This is a genomic window from Streptomyces chengmaiensis (assembly GCF_029846775.1).
GTDB lineage: Bacteria > Actinomycetota > Actinomycetes > Streptomycetales > Streptomycetaceae > Streptomyces > Streptomyces chengmaiensis.
This window is the reverse complement of sequence record NZ_JARWBG010000003.1, coordinates 127,665-144,725: the sequence shown is the minus strand read 5'-3', so window position 1 is coordinate 144,725 and position 17,061 is coordinate 127,665. Positions and strand designations below refer to the sequence as shown.

Genomic DNA, 17,061 nt, shown 5'->3' with positions numbered 1-17,061 from the left:
CTCAGGTCCTTCCCGAGGGGCGGGCGAACGGCTGGGCGTCGAGGGACGGCAGGGCGGCGAGTTCGTCCGCTGCCGCGTCGGCGGGGGAGCGGCCGGTCAGCACATGGCGCTCATGGAAGGCGGCCACGGCGTCCACGACCGCGCGTGAGGCGTCGAGCCGCGGCAGCGCCTCGAGCGCGGCCGTGAAGCAGAGGGCCGCGGCCGCGCGGATCTCCGGATCGGCGAGGCCGTCCCGGGCCGCGGCCGTCCACAGCGGATTGCCCGGGGCCGCGGCGATCTCCGCCAGCGGTTTGACGGCCCGGTAGACGGTCTCGGCTGCCTCCGGATCCTCGAACAGGGCGGTCGCGACCGCGACCGGCACCCGCCAGCCGTCCCTGCCCGACTGGGCGTCGATCATGCGCAGTTCGAGATGGCCGCGGGGCCGTACGGGCGGGAAGAGGGTGGTCAGGTGGTAGTGCAGATCGTCCGCCGTGGGCGGACGCGGGCCCCCCGAGCGCAGCCACCGGCGGAAGGTGAGCCCGTCGGGCACCTGCCACGGCCCTTCGGGCGTGCGCACGAACATCACCGGAGCGTCCAGCGCATGCGTGCTCCAGGCCGTGCGGGGCGCTCCGTCCAGCGGGGGCGCCAGCCGCCGTACGGGGTCCACTCGGGCCATCACGGCCTCACGGGTGGACCGCCATCCGGTGGACCGGCCTTCCGAGAAGGGGGAGTTGGCGAACGCGGCCAGCAGCACCGCGCCCAGCAGATGGGCGAGCCGCCAGCGTCTGGAGTGCCCCAGCGGGCCGGGCTCGTCGAGCCCGGCGTCCAGACAGACCTGCACGGAGGCGGTGCTGCACATCATGATGCGGCCGGGCGGGGCCGTGCGGCCGTAGAACGCCTCCATGGCGTCGTAACGTGGGGAGCGGAGGTGTCGTCTCGGGGGGTGCCAGGGATCGAGGCCCAGCCCGGTGAGGGCGAGTCCGGCCGGGCGGAGTGCGCGGCGCACGGCCTCCAGATCGGCCGCGGCGGTGTCGAGGCACTCCATGAGGGAGGCGGCGGGGGGCGAGCTGAGCTCCAGCTGGCCGCCGGGTTCGAAGGTGAGAAGCGAGGTCAGGGGCAGTTCGCGGACGCGTTGATGGGCGTCTTCCAGGCGGTCGGGCGCGAGGGCGGAACGGGGCCGGGCGGCGTCATGGATGAACCACTCCAGCTCCACCCCGACCGCTTTGGGCGGACCGGTCTTGAAGCAGATGCATCGCAGCAGGTCCTCCGCGTCGTCCTCGGTGATCGGCGGGCCGTACCCGCCGGTATCGGGTGGATGCATACCGGTTCCTCCTGTCGAAGGCACTCTGCCAACCTAAGGCCAAGGCCGACGCTTTGCACAAGAGTGCATCAGGAGTCCCAATAACCCTTTGCCGTATCTGGCGTATGCCCGTGAGGATGTCCGGCATGAGTGCACGACTGCGGGGGATCGCACGCCAGAACGAGGAAATCGTCGGCGCCGGCCGCTACCGGCTGCCCGACGGAACCGAGGTGTCCATCGAACGGCAGCTGGCGGCCGCGCTGGCCGGCACCCGGATGTACGGCCCCGAGGCCCTGCCCGTCACACCGGACGCCGACCGCGCCCCGGGCTTCGAGGTCACCGGCGAGTCCAGCACCGAAGCGGCCCGGCGGCTCGTCGTGGAGGACCCCGACCGTCCGGTCGCCGTCCTCAACTTCGCCTCGGCCCGCAATCCGGGCGGAGGCTACCTCAACGGCGCGCAGGCACAGGAGGAAGCGCTCTGCCGTGCCTCCGCGCTCTACACCGCGCTGCTGCGCGCGCCCGAGTACTACGAGCACCATCGCAGCGAGCGCAGCGCCTTCTACTCCGACCGGGTGATCCACGCACCCTCCGTGCCCGTCTTCCGCGACGACCGCGGAGAGCTGCTCCCCGCGCCGTACACCGTCGGATTCCTCACCTCGCCCGCTCCCAACGCCGGCGTCATCGCCGAGCGCACCCCCGAGGAGGCGCACCGCATCCCCGCCGCCCTGGCGTCCCGCGCCGAGAGGGTGCTTCAGACGGCGGCCGTCTGCGGCTACCGCCGTCTGGTGCTGGGGGCCTGGGGCTGCGGGGTGTTCCGCAACGACCCGGCCATGGTCGCGGGGGCCTTCCACACTCTGCTCACCGGCGAGGGACGGTTCGCGGGCCACTTCGAGCAGGTCGTCTTCGCCGTGCTCGACCGCACGGCGAACAGGTCCACGCTCGAAGCGTTCCGCCGCGTCTTCGCGCCTTGAGCTCCGGCCGTAGCGCCGCCCGGCCGCACCGCTCGATTCCGGCCATACCCGCCGAACGGCAGGAGACCGACCGCGAACCGGTCTGGAAAGATGCCGAGCGCGATGAGCCAGACACCGAAGCAGTCCGCAGAACGGCCCGTCCCGACCAGTGCCGACGTCGCCCGGCTGGCCGGGGTCTCGCGCGCCACCGTCTCCTACGTGCTCAACAACGCCACGGCCGTGCGGATCAGCGAACCCACCCGCCGCAGGGTGCGCGCAGCCGCCGAAGAACTGGGCTATGTGCCGCACGCGGCCGCCCGCAGCCTGCGCGCCGGGCACACCCGGACCGTTCTGCTGCCCACCGCGCAGCTCCCCGCCGGCCCCCTCTACAGCAGGTTCTCCCATGAACTCCAGTGGGCGCTGCGCCGCCTGGAGTACACGGTCGTCCAGCACGGCAGCCTCGGCCTCGACGGCGACGAGGCGGCCCGCGCCTGGGCCGAGCTGCGCCCTGTCGCGGTCGTGGCACTCGGCGACGTGGCCCTCACCCCGCACGGCGTCGGCGTCCTCAAACGCTCCGGCGCCAAGGCGGTGATCACACTGGGCCAGCGGCGCGTCGAGGGCGCACACTGCCTGATCATGGACCAGCGCGAGATAGGCGCGTGTGCGGTCGGCCATCTGCTGCAGCGGGGCCGCCGGGCCATCGGAGTGGTCCTGCCGAAGGAGCCGGGCCACGCCTGTTTCGCCGAACCCCGCCTGGAGGGCGCCCACGGCGCCGCCGCGAAGGCCGGGGCGGGTGTCCGGATCGAGCCGCTCCCCTTGTCGTACGAGGAGGAGTCGGCCGCGGCGCTGGCCGCCCGCTGCCGGGCGCACGGCCTCGACGCCGTCTACGCCTACAACGACGAGTACGCGATGCTGCTGATGCGCGCGCTGCAGGACGAGGGCGTCGACGTGCCGCGCCAGACGGCGGTCGTCGGCGCGGACGACCTCCTCCTCGGCCGGCTGCTGCGGCCCCGGCTCAGCACGGTCCGGATCGATCTGGTCACCGGGCGGCGGCTGGCCGAACTCGTCGACCGCGCCGTCCGCAGCCCCGGGACGCCCCTGGACCTGCACGCCCTGATGAGCGCCCGCGCCGTCCCCCGCGACTCCAGCTGATCCGGCCGGTTTCCGGAGACGACGTGCGCGCCGGGCGGCGCATGTCCTAGCGTCGGTGGTATGAGCAGCCAGCCGCAGCGGTTCGAGATCCTCCTGGTGCCCCAGCACGTCGAGGGCAAGGAAGGCGCCGAACTGGTCGAGAGCGCCATCCGCTCCGCGGTCGTCGAGGCGACCGGCCAGTACGGAGCCTCCGGCTACCCCCGCTACGTCGGCGGCGGCCTCGAAGCCGACATCGACCCGGAGACCCGCACGGTGGAGGCGCTGCTCGTGGACGGCGCGGAGCTGGACTACGGCCTGTCGGCGAGGGTCGTCGAGGCGGGGGGCTGAGCGCTCCGGAGGGCCGGGGGGCGAGCCGCCCGGGGCGTTGACAGGGCGCGGGGAGCGGCAGAGACTCGGGCCTGACCTGGTGAACCACCGTTCACCGGGCGAACAGGAGAACACGCGCACACGCAGGTCCACGCCCGGGAGACATCCGATGAGCATCCGCGACGTCTATATCGTCGACGCCGTACGCACCCCCGTCGGCAGGTTCGGGGGCGCGCTCTCCTCCGTGCGGCCCGACGATCTCGCCGCGCGTGTCGTCAGGGCGCTGGCGGACCGCACCCCGGACCTCGACCCGGCCCGGATCGACGACGTCGTCTTCGGCGACGCCAACGGCGCGGGCGAGGACAACCGCGATGTGGCGCGCATGGCCGTCCTGCTCGCCGGGCTGCCCGTGTCCGTCCCCGGCGTCACGGTCAACCGGCTGTGCGGCTCAGGCCTGGAGGCCGTCATCCAGGCGGCGCGCGCCATCGCCCTCGGGGACGCGTCCATCGCGATCGCCGGCGGCGTGGAGTCGATGTCCCGCGCCCCGTGGGTGCTCGAGAAGCCCGAACGCGCCTTTCCCGCCGGGCATCAGCAGCTCCACTCCACCACCCTCGGGTGGCGGATGGTCAACCCCGCGATGCCCCCGCAGTGGACCGTGTCGCTCGGCGAGGGCGCCGAACTGGTCGCCGAGAAACACGGCATCACCCGTGAGCAGCAGGACGCCTTCGCGCTGGCGAGCCATCAGAAGGCCGCCGCAGCCTGGGCGGACGGACTGTACGACGGCGAAGTCGTCGGCTGCGAAGGCGTGGAGCCGGTACGGGACGAGTGCATCCGAGACACCACATCCATGGAGGCCCTCGCCAAACTCAAGCCGGTCTTCCGCGACGGCGGCACGGTCACGGCGGGCAACTCCTCACCGCTGAACGACGGCGCCGCGGCCCTGCTGCTGGTCGACGAGGAGGGCCTGCGGGCCGTGGGGCGCGAGCCGCTCGCCCGCATCCGGGCCTGTGCGGTCACGGGCATCGAACCCCAGCTCTTCGGCCTCGGTCCGGTCGAGGCCGTCCAGCGGGCCCTGGGCAAAGCGGGCCGGACCTTCGCCGAACTCACGACGTTCGAGCTGAACGAGGCCTTCGCGGCCCAGTCGCTCGGCTGCCTCGCCGAGTGGCCCGAACTGGACCCCGCCCTGGTCAACCCGCGCGGGGGCGCGATCGCCATCGGCCATCCCCTCGGCGCGTCCGGCGCCCGGCTCGCCGGTTCCGTCGCCCACCAGCTGGCCGCCGCGGGGTCCGGCACGGGTGTGGCGGCGCTGTGCATCGGGGTCGGCCAGGGCCTCGCACTCGTACTCGAGCGCTGAGACCGTCACCGGAGGCCGAGACCGTTGCGGACGCTCAAGGCGGTCACCGGCCGGGACAGGAGACCATTGCCGACGCCGGCAGGGCGCCGCTGACATCCGGCCCCGAACCCGGCCCGGGCGGGCGCGCCCGCCGCCGGGCCCGGGGAGCGGCGCTCAGGCTTCCGGGGCCTCGGCTCCGGGCCGGCCGTTCTTCGCTTCCTCGATCGACTTGTGCACCGCGTCCATGTCCAGGGCGCGCGCCTGGCCGATGACGTCCTCCAGCGCGGGCTCGGGCAGCGCGCCCGGCTCCGCGAAGACGGCCACTCTCTCCCGCACGATCATCAGGGTCGGAATGGACTGGATGCCGAACGCGGCCGCCAACTCCCGCTGAGCTTCGGTGTCGACCTTCCCGAAGACCAGATCGGAGTGCCGTTCCGACGCGCCTTCGTACACCGGCGCGAACTGCCGGCACGGGCCACACCAGGAAGCCCAGAAGTCGATCAGGACGAAGTCGTTGTCGCTCACGACCTGATCGAAGTTCTCCTTGGTGAGCTCGACAGTGCTCATACGCTTGCTACCTCTTCCTGGGTCCCGTGGTTCTCGACGTCCCGTGGACTCGTCTTGCGACAACCGGGTCCGGATGCCCGGTATTCCTGCCCCTGCCCAGGTGGCCCCACCGCACACCCGGACCGGACCGGCCCCATGACCCGATCCGCGGAGTACGGCGTCGTGGCGGTTGGCCGGGCCCCGTCGGGAGACGGCCCGGCACACCGTCGTCCTCGCCGCCGGCAGCCGACCGGCCCTCCCCGGTCTCCCCGGTCTCCCCGGTCTCCCCGGCCTGCCCGGCGGCCGGCTCACCGTGGACGACAGCTGCCGGGGCGAGGGCCGCCGCCGGCTGTACGCGGTCGGCGACGTCGGCCACCGCGCTCTCCTCACTCTCCAGGGCAAGTGCCGGGCACGCATCGCGGGGGCAGCCGCCGCTGCCCGTGACCGCGGGTTCCCCCGGCGCGCCCCCGTCCCTGGGCGTCAGGGGCGAGCCCCGGAGGTCCAGGTGCTCCCCCGAGCCCGGGAGGCCCCGGTGCGCCCCGCTGCGGGGAGCGGCCGCGGCACACCACCGGCGGGCCGGAGCTGCCGGCCGCCGGTGCTCCGAGCCGGCCACAGGCTGCCGCCGAAGCGGGCGGTAGCCCGCGGCCTCCGCGCCCGCGGCCGCTCATGCGCGGGCGCGGAGGCACTTCTGTGCGGCCGCCGCCGCGGCCGCACAGGCCGCTCACCCCGCCGTGGACGGGGCAGACGGGGCAGACGAAGCCGCGGCCAGCGGCGGTCCGGTCAGCGAGCACACGACGTCCACGACGCCCTCGACCGAGCGGGTCAGGCTCTCCGCGAGCGGAATCCGCTCGCTGTCGCGGACCGTGCCCGTCAGATGGACCACCCCGTCGCACACCTCCACCCGGATGTCGTGCCGCGAGACGGGGAAGAGCCGGTCCACGACCTGCGCGCGCACCTGGAAGGCCAGCTCGTCATCCGAGCGGAGGAAGACCTTCAGCAGGTCGGCGCGGCTCACGATGCCCTGCAGGACGCCCTCGGCATCCACCACCGGCAGCCGTTTGACCTGCTGCCGGGCCATGACCCGGGCCGCCTGCGGCAGCGTCGCGTCGGCCCGGATCACCACCGCGGGAGTCGTCATCAGATCCTTCGCGCACACCGCACCGGCCTTGGCGGTGTCCGCCGCCCGCTCACGCTGCTCGACCATGCCGGCCCCACCGCTGCGGAACTCCTCCTTGGGCAGCAGATCCGCCTCGGAGACCACGCCGACGACGCGCCCCTCCCCTTCGATCACGGGCACCGCGCTGACCTGCCACCGCTCTATCGCGGCGGCGATCTCCTTGAAGCGGGCATCCCGGTCCACGGACACGACGGTCCTGGTCATCACATCGTTCACGGTGTATGGACGGCCATCCATGACAGGCACTCCATGCATAGGCGGCGGTGTGCGGGGAACCCCTCACACACCCCAGACTCCGCCGCCCACGGCGTCGCGGACAGGGCCGACCGGCCCCGCCCACGGGCCTGGCGGCCCATGCGGCCGCCGGGCCCGGCGGGGCAACCTGGCGGTGACGGCCGGTCCGCAGCCGGGCCGGCAGCCGGCGCAGCCTCTTCGAACGGACGTGAGGAACATGCCGACCACGAGACCACGCGCTTCATCCGCCGGTCCCGTCGCCCACCAGTCCACGGACATGGGCCGGCGCATCGCCACCCGCCGTGCCGAGCTGGGACTGACCCGCGAGGAGGTCGCCGGGCGCTGCGGCGCCGCACCCAGCTACATCCGGTATGTGGAGGAGCACGCGTCCGCCCCCGGCATCGGGGCCATCATCCGGCTCGCCGACGCCTTGGAGACCACGGTCGCCGACCTCGCCGGCGGCTCCGCCGGCCGCCCGCCGGGCGCAGCCAGCGCGCCGCGCAACGCCCGGCTGGTCGACCTGGACCGCGACGAGTCCTGGGAGCTGCTCGCCGGCCACGGCGTGGGCCGGATCGGCGTCACCACGGACGAAGGACCCGCCATCGTGCCCGTCAACTATGTGGTCGCCGGCGGCGCGATCGCCTTCCGCACCGCACCCGGCGCCGTGCCCTCCGCCGCCGCGGGCTCCGAGGTCGCCTTCGAGGTCGACCGCATCGACGACGCCCAGTGCCAGGGCTGGAGCGTGCTGGTGACCGGCCGCGCCAAGCCCGTCACGGCCCCCGACGCCATCGGCCGCCTGGAGGCCGCTGCGCAGAGCCTGCCCTGGGCGGGCGGGCAACGCGGGCTGTGGCTGGCGATCGCCCCCGAGCGGGTGACCGGCCGCCGCGTGATCAACCCGCAGAGCGGCGTCCCGGACCCGGGCCGCAGCGTCTCCGGCTCCCGCGAGCCATCCCGGAGACGGCCCTGACGCCGCCGCCGACGCGCCCGCACCGAGCGGCAGCCCACCGTGACCGCGACCGGGAACGCGACCGGGACCGGGACAGGGACCGACGTACCGTGCCGATGAGAGGAGCCGGATGGAACGCAGCACCGGGGCGGGAACCCACGAGCAGGCAACGGTCGAGCCCCCCGGGCCGCGCCCGCTGCATGCCGCGGTCTTCGACGCCGACGGCGTGTTGATCGACTCGGCCGGAGTGCACGCCGCCGCCTGGAAGCGTGCCTTCGACGCCTGTCTGCACGCCCTGGCGGACCGCGACAGTCCCCAGGGGCGGCCCTTCGACGAGGACGACGAGTACCGGCGGCTGGTGGACGGCAGGTCGCGCGTCGAGGGCGCCCGCTCGTTCCTCACCTCACGCGGCCTCTATCTGCCGCTCGGCGCCCCCGACGACCCACCGGGCTGCAACACCGTCTGGGCCGTCGCCGCACGCAAGGACCAGATGTTCGTCGCCGCGCTGCGTGAGCGGCCCGTGCGGGTCTTCCCTGAGGTGCCCGAGGTGCTGCACGCGCTGAGGCGGGCCAGGGTGGCCTGTGCGGCGGCCTCGGCTTCCCGCCACGCCGGCGAACTCCTCGCCGCCGCCGGGATCGCGGACCTGCTCGACGCCGTCGTCGACGGCACAGAGGTCGCCCGACTGCGCCTGGCGTCCAAGCCCGACCCCGCGCTGTTCCTCGAGACCGCACACCGCCTTGCGGCGCCGCCCTCGGCGACCGCCCTCGTCGAGGACGCGGCCGTCGGCGTGCAGGCCGCCCGCCGCGGTGGATTCGCCCTGGTCGTCGGGGTCAACCGGGCAGGCAGCCGGGCCGGCGCCGACCGGCTGCGCGCGTCTGGGGCCGACACGGTGGTCGAGGACCTCACCGGCCTGCCCGGCCGGATCCGCCGGGGGAGCGAGCTGTGACCTCCTCATGGACCTGGGAGTACAGCGGCTACGACCCCAAGCAGGAACGTCTCAGGGAAGCCCTGTGCACCCTCGGCAACGGCCGCTTCGCCACCCGCGGCGCCGCCCCCGAGACCGACGCGGGCCCCGTGCACTACCCCGCCACCTACGGCGCGGGCTGCTACAACCGCCTTGAGTCACTGGTGGCCGGGCGTCGCATCGTCAACGAAGACCTGGTCAACCTGCCGAACTGGCTGCCGCTGCGCTACCGCTGCCGCCCCGCCGACGGCCCGGTCGGCGACTGGCTCACCCCCGACCACGCCAGCCTGCGCCGCTACCACCTGACCCTCGACCTGCGGTCCGGCGTGCTGACCCGCCATCTGCTCTACCAGGACGGCTACGGCCGCCGGCTGGGCGTCACCCACACCCGCCTGGTCCACATGGGCGACCCGTATCTCGCCGCCCAGCGCACCACGCTGCGCGCGTACGGCTGGCAGGGAGAGATCGAGCTGGAGTCCGCGCTGGACGGGGACGTCGTCAACGCGGGCGTCGACCGCTACCGGGAACTGGCGAACCGCCATCTGACCGGACTGCGCAGCGGAGTGGACCGCTCCGGCGCGCTGTGGCTGAGCTGCCGCGCCACCGACGGCAGGCTCCGCGCAGCCATGGCCCTGCGCACCGCCGTACGGCCCCTGGCCGCCGTCAGCACCTGGTTCAGCGGCGGCCGGGCCGCCCAGTCCTGCACCGTGCCGATCTCCCGCCAGCGCCATGTCACCGTGGTGAAGACCGCCGCCCTGCACACCACGGTCGACGGCCCCGCCGGAGAGCTGGAGCGCGACGCGCTCGACAGCGTCACCCAGGCCCCCGGCTTCGCCGCCCTGCTCACCTCGCACCGCCAGGCATGGGACAGGCTGTGGCAGCGGGCGGAGCTGTCCGTGCCGGGCGAGGCGGGCCGGGTGCTGCGGCTGCACATGTTCCATGTGCTGCAGACCCTGTCGCCGAACACCGCGACCCTCGACGTGGGCGTGCCCGCCCGCGGCCTGCACGGCGAGGCCTACCGCGGCCATGTCTTCTGGGACGAGCTGTTCGTCCTGCCGTACCTCAGCCTGCACTTCCCGCAGGTCGCCCGCGCCCTGCTCGGCTACCGCCACCGCAGGCTGCCCGCAGCCTGCGAGTCCGCCCGCAAGGCCGGGCACCAGGGCGCGATGTACCCGTGGCAGAGCGGCCGCGACGGCCACGAGGAGAGCCAGGAAGTCCACCTCAACCCCCGTTCCGGCCACTGGATGCCCGACCACTCACGGCTGCAGCGGCACGTCGGCTCGGCCATCGCCCTCAACGTGTGGCGGTACGCTCAGACCAGCGGCGACACCGACTTCCTGCACGGTCCCGGAGCGGAGATGCTGTTCCAGATCGCCCGGTTCTGGGAGGGAGCGGCGGAGTACGACCCCTCCCTCGCCCGCTGGCGCATCCGGGGCGTCGTCGGCCCCGACGAGTTCCACGACGCCTACCCGGACTCCGACCGCCCCGGCCTCGACGACAACGCCTACACCAATGTGACCGCCTCCTGGGTGCTCGCGCGGGCCGCCGCACTGGCGGCGGCGCTGCCCGAGGCGCGACGGTCCGAACTGTTCGAGCAACTCGGCGCGGAGCCCGACGTCCCGGAACGCTGGGAGGCCGTCTCACGCGGTCTGCATGTGCCCTTCCACCAGGGGGTGATCAGCCAGTTCGAGGGGTATGGCGAGCTGGCCGAACTGGACTGGGACGCATACCGCGCCCGCTACACGGACATCCGCAGACTCGACCGGATCCTGGAGGCCGAGGGGGACACGGTCAACCGCTACCAGGCGTCCAAGCAGGCCGACACGCTGATGCTCGGCCAGCTGTTCTCCCCGGCCCAGCTCGCGGAGCTCTTCTCACGGCTGGGCTATGTCGTCGACGACGAGACATGGCGCCGGACCGTCTCGTACTACCTGAGCAGAACCAGCCACGGCTCGACCCTGTCCAGCCTGGTGCACGGCTGGGTGCTCACCCGCCTCGGCGGCGCCGACGCCTGGCGCTACTGCGAGGAGGCGCTGCTCAGCGATGTGGCCGACGTCCAGGGCGGCACCACGGCCGAAGGCATCCACCTGGGCGCGATGGCCGGCACCCTCGACCTGGTGCAGCGCGGACTGACCGGTCTGGAGACCGGGGCCGACGGGCTGCGGCTGCACCCGGTGCCGCTGGACGAGATCTCCCGCTTCACCTTCTCGCTGTGCTACCGCGGCCACCGGGGCCTCCGGGTGCGGATGCTGCCCGGCCGCCTGGGGATCATCGTGCCGTCGTCGCGGGCAGGCCCGCTCACCGTGGTCCTCCCCGACGACCGCCGCGTCGTGCTCAACCCCGGCGAGCGCCACTGGTACCGGCTGCCGCGCCCCGAGTCCTGAGCGGGCCGGCGGTGTCGGCGGCTACCGTGGAGAGGACACACCAGGGCACCGGGGCGTCGATGCGCGCTCACGTCTCACACAGGCGGAGGGGTCCATGCACCACGACGGTGGAACCGAGCGGGACGGCCGGATGCCGCAGCTGAGGCTTGACGAGCTGCTCGACGAGCTCCAGGCCCGCATCGACGAGGTGCGCGGCACCAGGGACCGGCTCAACGGGCTCCTGGAAGCGGTCCTGTCGGTGGGGCGCGAACTCGACCTGCCGCAGGTGCTGCGGGGCATCGTGGAGGCCGCCGTGGCCCTCGTCGACGCCGGCTACGGAGCGCTCGGCGTCATCGGGGACGACCGGAAGCTGGCGCAGTTCCTGCCGGTGGGCATCAGCGACGAGGTGCGCGGGCAGATCGGCGACCTGCCGTCCGGGCACGGGCTGCTGGGCGAGCTGATCCGGCATCCGAAGCCGCTGCGCCTCGAGGAGCTGTCCGAGCACCCGGCCTCGTCCGGCTTTCCCGAGCACCACCCGCCCATGCACACCTTCCTGGGGGTGCCCATCCGCGTCCGCGACGAGGTCTTCGGGAATCTGTATCTGACGGAGAAGCGCGGCGGGGCCGCGTTCGACGCCGAGGACGAGGCGGTGCTGTCGACGCTCGCCGTGGCGGCGGGCATCGCGATCGAGAACGCCCGCCTGTTCGAGGAGGTCCGGCTCAGGGAGCGCTGGCTGGCCGCGAGCACCGAGATCACCGGCGCCCTGCTGTCCGGGTCCTCGGAGACCGAGGTGCTGGAGGTGATGGCAGAACGCGCCCGGCAGATCACCTCGGCGGAGCTCAGCGCCATCTACCTGCTGGAGAAGGGCCCCGAGGCCAGGGGCGGCCGGCTGCGCGGAGCACTGGCTCTCGGCCAGGGGGCGGAGGGCCACCGAGGCAAGCTGCTGCCCGCCGAGGGCACCCTGATCGGGGCCGCGCTCGCCGAGAGCGCTCCGATCACCTCGCCCGACATCGCGAACGACGCGCGGGTCACCTTCGAGCCCGGCCGCTGGAAGGGCTTCGGGCCCGCGGTGGCCGTGCCGGTGGGCACCCACGACCGGGTGCGCGGTGTGCTGACCCTCGCCCGGCAGGCGGGACGCCCGCCGTTCAGCGACACGGAGACCGGCCCGCTGTCCGGGTTCGCGGCACAGGCCGCCCTGGCCCTGGAACTCGCCGACCGACGCCGCGACGCCGAGCAGATGAGCCTGCTCGCCGACCATGACAGAATCGCCCGCGACCTGCACGACCTGGCCATTCAGCGGCTCTTCGCCACCGGTATGACCCTCCAGAGCGCCCAGCGGTTCGTCCAGCACCCCGAGGCCGAGGAGCGGCTCGGAAGGGCCATCGACGACCTCGACTCCACCATCAAGATCATCCGATCGACCATCTTCGGCCTCCGCGAGCACGAGCACTCCAGGGAGGCCGACGGACTGCGCGGCCGCGCCGTGCGCATCGTCGAGGACGCCGTCGGCGTCCTGGGCTTCGCCCCGGCGCTGCGCATGGAGGGCCTCATCGACACCGAGGTGCCCCGGGCGGCCGCCGACGAGGTCGTGGCCGTGATCGGCGAGGCGCTGAGCAACGTCGCCCGGCACTCCCGTGCCTCGCGCGCCGAAGTCGCCCTCGTCGCCCGCGGCGGAACGCTGACCGTCACCGTGACGGACGACGGAGCCGGGATCTCCCGGCAGGCGCGGGAACGCAGCACCGGGGGCCTGCGGAACCTCGCGGAGCGGGCCGAACACCTGGGCGGCGCACTGACCGTGGCGGCGCGTCAGCCCGGCGGCACCCTGCTGGAGTGGCGCATTCCGCTGCCGCCCGCGGACTGAGGCCCCGGCTGCCCCTGCCCGTGCAGCTCCTGCTGGTCGCGCTGGTCATGCTGGTCGTGCACTTGAGCCGCGATCACCGCCGCCTGCACCCGCCGCTCCACACCCAGCTTCGCCAGCAGCCGTGAGATGTGGTTCTTCACGGTCTTCTCCGACAGATACAGCCGCTTGCCGATCTCGCGGTTGGTCAGCCCTTCCCCGATCAGTTCCAGCACGGACCGCTCGCGTGCGGTGAGCCCGGCCAGCCGCTCGTCCTCCTCGGCCGCGGGCTCGGGCCCGCGCAGCGAACGCATCAGCCGCGCCGTCGTGGCCGGGTCCAGCATGGACTGCCCCGTCGCCACCGTGCGCACCGCGGACACCAGGTCGGATCCCTTGATCTGTTTGAGCACATAGCCCGAGGCCCCGGCCATGATCGCATCCAGCAGCGCCTCGTCGTCGTCGAAGGACGTCAGCATCAGACAGACCAGCGCCGGCATCCGTGAGCGCAGTTCCCGGCAGACGGAGACGCCGTCCCCGTCCGGCAGCCGCACATCCAGGACGGCCACCCGCGGCCGCAGCGCCGGTCCCCGGGCCAGGGCCTGCTCCGCGGTGGCCGCCTCCCCGACGACCTCGATGTCGGGCTCGGAGTCCAGCAGATCGTGCAGCCCGCGCCGGACGACCTCGTGGTCGTCCACGAGCAGTACCCGGATGGGCGTCTCAGCCGAGAAGGCCGGAGCGTCGGACATATCGGCTCCCTGACCGTGCAGCCCCCCCGACCGTCGGATGTGATCGATCGTGCCCGCCGATGCGCGTCCGGCGCCAGGGCCGAACGGGTCCGATCGCCGCCGGACGTCCCTACCGCGACGCCTCGCCCCCGGCTCCGCCCCCGATCCCGGCGTCGTCCGAGGACAGCTCGATCCTGACGTCCACCACGCCCTCCACCGCCCGCACCGACCGGGCGATCAGCGGAACGAGAGACCGTTCCGGCAGCGTGCCGGCGATGGTCGCCACCCCCTCCGTCACCGTCGCCCGCACCCGGACGTCCGGCGGCAGATGCCGCAGCACAGCCTCGTCGATCTCGGCGGCGATCTCCACGTCCCCGCGCAGGAACACCTTGAGCAGGTCGCTCCGGCTCACGACACCCTCCAGCAACCCCGTCGCGTCCACCACGGGCAGCCGCTTCACCCGCCGCCGCGCCATGATCCGCGCCGCTTCGGGAAGCGTGGCATCGGGATGGACCGTCACGGCCGGGGCCGACATCAGCTCCTCGGCGCACACGGCCTCGGCCTTCACCGCGTCGGCCGGCAGCTCCGCGCCCCACGACGGCCGCTCCACCCGGTACTCCTCCTTGGGCAGCAGATCCGCCTCGGAGACCACGCCGATCACCCGGCCCTCACCCGCCAGGACGGGCAGCGCGCTGACCTTCCACTGCTCCATCAGCTCCACGATCTCCTTGTACGTGGCCCGCCGACCCACGGCGACGGCCGTGTGGGTCATGACGTCGCTGACGGTGTGCGGGGCACGCGTCCGCGGCCCGGCGTCGTTCGATGTCACCGGCATGGAGAACTCCTCAGCTTCCGCTTCCGTGTGGTGCGTACAGATCCAGCAGCCGTACTCGTGTCGCATGCAGCCGGTGCGAGAGCACCCGCCCGATCCAGTGCCCCATGGCGGACCCGAACGCGGGGTCGGCGTCCATCATCATCCGCACCACTTCGGCGTCGAACTCATGCGCGCGGACCGGCGTCATCGCCTCCGCGCCCAGCTGCCACACATAGGGGCGATACAGCCAGGACCAGCCCACCAGCTCCCCGAACCCCAGGGAGTCGATGACGGCCTTGCGCCCGCCGGGCACCCGGAAGTCCAGCGTGACCGTGCCCGAGCGGATGATCCAGAAGTGGTCGGCCGGCTGCCCTTCCTCGAAGATCCGGTAGTTCTCGGGGAAGCCGACCTCCCTGGCCGTCGCCATCAGCCGGGCGCGGTACTCGGCGGGCAGGGAGGCGGCCATACGGGTGGGGGAGGGGGTGGTCATCGCTGCTCCTTCATCTCGCATCCTGTGTTCCAGCCTCGGACCCCGGCCCACCACACGGGAGGGCCGACTGGCCCAAGGCTGGGCCCTCACACTCCACGCCGGCTCCATTCGGGCTCCGTCTTCGCCCAGTCCGCCTCCCATTCCGCCATCCGGCGGCGCAGAGCGGCGTGGTGCTGCCACAGCCGGCCGCCCGTGGCGAGAGCGGCCGCGCCGCCCGCGGCGAACGTGCCGACCACGATCGTGCTCGCCCATACGTCGGCGCCGCTGTCCGGCGGCTGAGTGACCCGCCCCTGCTCGTCCAGCCACACCACCGCCCGGTCACCGCGCGTGGCGTCCTCCGGAACCGGAATAAGCCCTTCCGTCTGTTTGCCGCCCGGCTCCTGCCAGCGGACCTGCGCCCAGGACTCGACGGCGGTCCCACCGCGGTCGGCCGACACCTGCGGAGCCCCGGCATCCTCCAGGAGCCGCCCTTCGACCGGGTGGCGGGCCGCCGCCTGTTCGGCGGCCGCCGAGCGCCCGTGCTCGTACGTCATCCAGCCCGCGGCCGCGCCCGCCGCGGGAGCGCCTGCGACCAGGGCCGCAGCGAACACGGCCGCGGCCCACGCCTCCACCACGTCACACCTCCGGCGCAGTGGATTCGGCGCCGCCCGCCGCGGATGTGCTGTGTCCTTCATGGCGACCCCGCCCTCTCCGGGACGTCTCCTACGCCGTCGAACCCAGCGTCCAACGACGGGCCCCGTACGCCCCAGGGCTGCCCGGGCCTCCCATCAGGGCCGTTCGGCCCCCTCGTCCGGCCGCACCCGGCTAGGTTGGCCGCCATGAGCAATCTCGACCGTCAGGCCGTCCCCTCCCGCTGCGGCGGCCGCGGCTTCGTCGTCGCCGAACCCGTACGAGAACTCCTCAGCCCCCGCCGGGTACCCCTCGGGGAATCCACCGAGGTCCGCAGGCTGCTGCCCAACCTCGGCCGCCGCATGGTCGGCGCCTGGGCCTTCGTCGACCACTACGGCCCCGACGACATCGCCGGTGAGCCCGGCATGCAGGTGCCGCCCCACCCGCACATGGGACTCCAGACCGTCAGCTGGCTCCACGAGGGGGAGGTGCTGCACCGCGACAGCACCGGCTCACTCGCCGCGATCCGCCCCCGCGAACTGGGCCTGATGACCTCGGGCCGGGCCATCAGCCACTCCGAGGAGAGCCCCGTCCCGCACCCCCGCTTCCTGCACGGCGCGCAGCTGTGGGTGGCGCTTCCCGACAGCGCCCGCCACACCGAACCGCGCTTCGAACACCACACCGACCTGCCGGCCGTCACCGCCCCCGGCATTACGGCCACCGTCATCCTCGGCGCCCTCGACGGCGCCGTCTCACCCGGCGCCGTCCACACACCGCTGACCGGCGCGGACCTCACCCTCACCGGCGGCGCCGAGGCCCGCCTCCCGCTCGACCCCGACTTCGAGTACGCGGTCCTCGCCATGTCCGGCGAAACCCATGTGGACTCCGTCCCCGTCCTGCCCGGATCGATGCTCTACCTCGGCTGCGGCCGCACCGAACTCCCGCTGCGCGCCGAGTCGGACGCGTCGGTGATGCTGCTGGGCGGCGAGCCCTTCGACGAGGAGATCGTCATGTGGTGGAACCTCGTCGGCCGCACCCACGACGAGATCGCCGAGGCCCGCGAGGCGTGGATGACGGGCACCCGCTTCGGCGAGGTGAAGGGCTACGCAGGCGACCGCCTGCCGGCCCCCGAACTCCCCGCGACACCGCTGAAACCGCGGGGCAGGGTGCGCTGAACCGGGACAACGCGGCAGGTTCGGCGGCTCCGTGACCCGGAAGCGCTGGACCGTGTGCGTCACGCGCGGCCGCCGACGCCGTTCGTGACGGGCAGCCCCTCCCCGGCGACGCCGGGTACTCCGGCCGCGCCGACCACCCCTGGTACGCCGATCGGGCCCGG

General features: G+C 73.5%; 16 protein-coding genes. 9 read left to right on the top strand and 7 right to left on the bottom strand.

The genetic code is table 11. From position 1 onward, the window contains the following. Position 1: 1 nt before the first annotated feature. Positions 2–1,300: an ergothioneine biosynthesis glutamate--cysteine ligase EgtA gene (gene egtA / locus QCN29_RS04010; protein WP_279926273.1), complete on the bottom strand. Its 1,299-nt coding sequence runs from the start codon at positions 1,298–1,300 to the stop codon at positions 2–4. Positions 1,301–1,425: 125 nt separating this feature from the next. Between egtA and QCN29_RS04005 the strand changes: the two genes are divergently transcribed. From QCN29_RS04005 to QCN29_RS03990, 4 genes are all read left to right on the top strand, one after another. Further along, on the top strand, positions 1,426–2,250 hold the full coding sequence (locus QCN29_RS04005; protein WP_279926271.1) for a TIGR02452 family protein: 825 nt from the start codon (positions 1,426–1,428) through the stop codon (positions 2,248–2,250). Positions 2,251–2,352: 102 nt separating this feature from the next. Beyond that, on the top strand, positions 2,353–3,381 hold the full coding sequence (locus QCN29_RS04000) for a LacI family DNA-binding transcriptional regulator (RefSeq protein ID WP_279926270.1): 1,029 nt from the start codon (positions 2,353–2,355) through the stop codon (positions 3,379–3,381). Between the two features lie 60 nt (positions 3,382–3,441). Next, positions 3,442–3,708 (top strand): hypothetical protein, encoded by a 267-nt coding sequence (locus QCN29_RS03995; RefSeq protein ID WP_279926269.1) that lies wholly within the window; start codon positions 3,442–3,444, stop codon positions 3,706–3,708. Positions 3,709–3,856: 148 nt separating this feature from the next. Next, positions 3,857–5,041 carry a thiolase family protein gene (locus QCN29_RS03990; RefSeq protein ID WP_279926268.1) on the top strand — a complete coding sequence of 395 codons (1,185 nt, stop codon included), beginning with the start codon at positions 3,857–3,859 and terminating at the stop codon, positions 5,039–5,041. A gap of 153 nt (positions 5,042–5,194) precedes the next feature. Here the strand turns inward: QCN29_RS03990 and trxA are convergent, their stop codons facing one another. After that, positions 5,195–5,587, bottom strand: a complete 393-nt coding sequence (gene trxA, locus QCN29_RS03985) for a thioredoxin (RefSeq protein ID WP_279926267.1) — start codon at positions 5,585–5,587, stop codon at positions 5,195–5,197. Between the two features lie 700 nt (positions 5,588–6,287). Next, entirely contained in the window at positions 6,288–6,980 is a 693-nt protein-coding gene (locus tag QCN29_RS03975) for a CBS domain-containing protein (protein ID WP_279926266.1), read from the bottom strand. Between the two features lie 214 nt (positions 6,981–7,194). Here QCN29_RS03975 and QCN29_RS03970 point away from each other — a divergent pair, with 214 nt between their 5' ends. The 4 genes from QCN29_RS03970 to QCN29_RS03955 all read left to right on the top strand — a co-directional run bounded on the left by QCN29_RS03970 (position 7,195) and on the right by QCN29_RS03955 (position 13,111). Then, a complete protein-coding gene (locus QCN29_RS03970) occupies positions 7,195–7,944 on the top strand; it encodes a helix-turn-helix domain-containing protein (RefSeq protein ID WP_279926265.1) in 750 nt (249 codons plus the stop codon). A 109-nt stretch (positions 7,945–8,053) separates the two neighbouring features. Continuing rightward, positions 8,054–8,869 (top strand): HAD family hydrolase, encoded by an 816-nt coding sequence (locus QCN29_RS03965; RefSeq protein WP_279926264.1) that lies wholly within the window; start codon positions 8,054–8,056, stop codon positions 8,867–8,869. Next, positions 8,866–11,271 carry a glycoside hydrolase family 65 protein gene (locus QCN29_RS03960; RefSeq protein WP_279926263.1) on the top strand — a complete coding sequence of 802 codons (2,406 nt, stop codon included), beginning with the start codon at positions 8,866–8,868 and terminating at the stop codon, positions 11,269–11,271. The genes QCN29_RS03965 and QCN29_RS03960 overlap by 4 nt, the downstream gene beginning before the upstream one ends. A 94-nt stretch (positions 11,272–11,365) precedes the next feature. Beyond that, complete coding sequence (locus QCN29_RS03955; RefSeq protein WP_279926262.1) at positions 11,366–13,111, top strand: sensor histidine kinase; 1,746 nt, start codon at positions 11,366–11,368, stop codon at positions 13,109–13,111. Here QCN29_RS03955 and QCN29_RS03950 read toward each other — a convergent pair. From QCN29_RS03950 to QCN29_RS03935, 4 genes are all read right to left on the bottom strand, one after another. Continuing rightward, positions 13,057–13,833, bottom strand: coding sequence for a response regulator transcription factor (locus tag QCN29_RS03950; RefSeq protein ID WP_279926261.1), 777 nt, complete (start codon positions 13,831–13,833; stop codon positions 13,057–13,059). The two genes, QCN29_RS03955 and QCN29_RS03950, sit on opposite strands and share 55 nt — an antisense overlap. A 109-nt stretch (positions 13,834–13,942) precedes the next feature. Further along, a complete protein-coding gene (locus tag QCN29_RS03945) occupies positions 13,943–14,647 on the bottom strand; it encodes a CBS domain-containing protein (RefSeq protein ID WP_279926260.1) in 705 nt (234 codons plus the stop codon). A gap of 10 nt (positions 14,648–14,657) precedes the next feature. After that, positions 14,658–15,116, bottom strand: a complete 459-nt coding sequence (locus QCN29_RS03940) for a Crp/Fnr family transcriptional regulator (protein ID WP_240135740.1) — start codon at positions 15,114–15,116, stop codon at positions 14,658–14,660. Between the two features lie 86 nt (positions 15,117–15,202). After that, complete coding sequence (locus tag QCN29_RS03935) at positions 15,203–15,790, bottom strand: Rv1733c family protein (RefSeq protein WP_279926258.1); 588 nt, start codon at positions 15,788–15,790, stop codon at positions 15,203–15,205. A 144-nt stretch (positions 15,791–15,934) separates the two neighbouring features. Here QCN29_RS03935 and QCN29_RS03930 point away from each other — a divergent pair, with 144 nt between their 5' ends. Continuing rightward, positions 15,935–16,900, top strand: coding sequence for a pirin family protein (locus QCN29_RS03930; RefSeq protein WP_240135742.1), 966 nt, complete (start codon positions 15,935–15,937; stop codon positions 16,898–16,900). The last annotated feature ends 161 nt before the right edge of the window (positions 16,901–17,061 follow it).

What these genes read in the sequence shown, in the direction of transcription:
- QCN29_RS03990 (WP_279926268.1), top strand. Translation starts at nt 3,857, where the DNA reads ATGAGCATCCGCGACGTCTATATCGTCGACGCCGTACGCACCCCCGTC.
- QCN29_RS03965 (WP_279926264.1), top strand. Translation starts at nt 8,054, where the DNA reads ATGGAACGCAGCACCGGGGCGGGAACCCACGAGCAGGCAACGGTCGAG.
- QCN29_RS03970 (WP_279926265.1), top strand. Translation starts at nt 7,195, where the DNA reads ATGCCGACCACGAGACCACGCGCTTCATCCGCCGGTCCCGTCGCCCAC.
- QCN29_RS03930 (WP_240135742.1), top strand. Translation starts at nt 15,935, where the DNA reads ATGAGCAATCTCGACCGTCAGGCCGTCCCCTCCCGCTGCGGCGGCCGC.
- QCN29_RS03955 (WP_279926262.1), top strand. Translation starts at nt 11,366, where the DNA reads ATGCACCACGACGGTGGAACCGAGCGGGACGGCCGGATGCCGCAGCTG.
- QCN29_RS04005 (WP_279926271.1), top strand. Translation starts at nt 1,426, where the DNA reads ATGAGTGCACGACTGCGGGGGATCGCACGCCAGAACGAGGAAATCGTC.
- trxA (WP_279926267.1), bottom strand. Translation starts at nt 5,587, where the DNA reads ATGAGCACTGTCGAGCTCACCAAGGAGAACTTCGATCAGGTCGTGAGC.
- QCN29_RS03975 (WP_279926266.1), bottom strand. Translation starts at nt 6,980, where the DNA reads ATGGATGGCCGTCCATACACCGTGAACGATGTGATGACCAGGACCGTC.
- QCN29_RS03945 (WP_279926260.1), bottom strand. Translation starts at nt 14,647, where the DNA reads ATGCCGGTGACATCGAACGACGCCGGGCCGCGGACGCGTGCCCCGCAC.
- egtA (WP_279926273.1), bottom strand. Translation starts at nt 1,300, where the DNA reads ATGCATCCACCCGATACCGGCGGGTACGGCCCGCCGATCACCGAGGAC.
- QCN29_RS03995 (WP_279926269.1), top strand. Translation starts at nt 3,442, where the DNA reads ATGAGCAGCCAGCCGCAGCGGTTCGAGATCCTCCTGGTGCCCCAGCAC.
- QCN29_RS04000 (WP_279926270.1), top strand. Translation starts at nt 2,353, where the DNA reads ATGAGCCAGACACCGAAGCAGTCCGCAGAACGGCCCGTCCCGACCAGT.
- QCN29_RS03935 (WP_279926258.1), bottom strand. Translation starts at nt 15,790, where the DNA reads ATGAAGGACACAGCACATCCGCGGCGGGCGGCGCCGAATCCACTGCGC.
- QCN29_RS03940 (WP_240135740.1), bottom strand. Translation starts at nt 15,116, where the DNA reads ATGACCACCCCCTCCCCCACCCGTATGGCCGCCTCCCTGCCCGCCGAG.
- QCN29_RS03950 (WP_279926261.1), bottom strand. Translation starts at nt 13,833, where the DNA reads ATGTCCGACGCTCCGGCCTTCTCGGCTGAGACGCCCATCCGGGTACTG.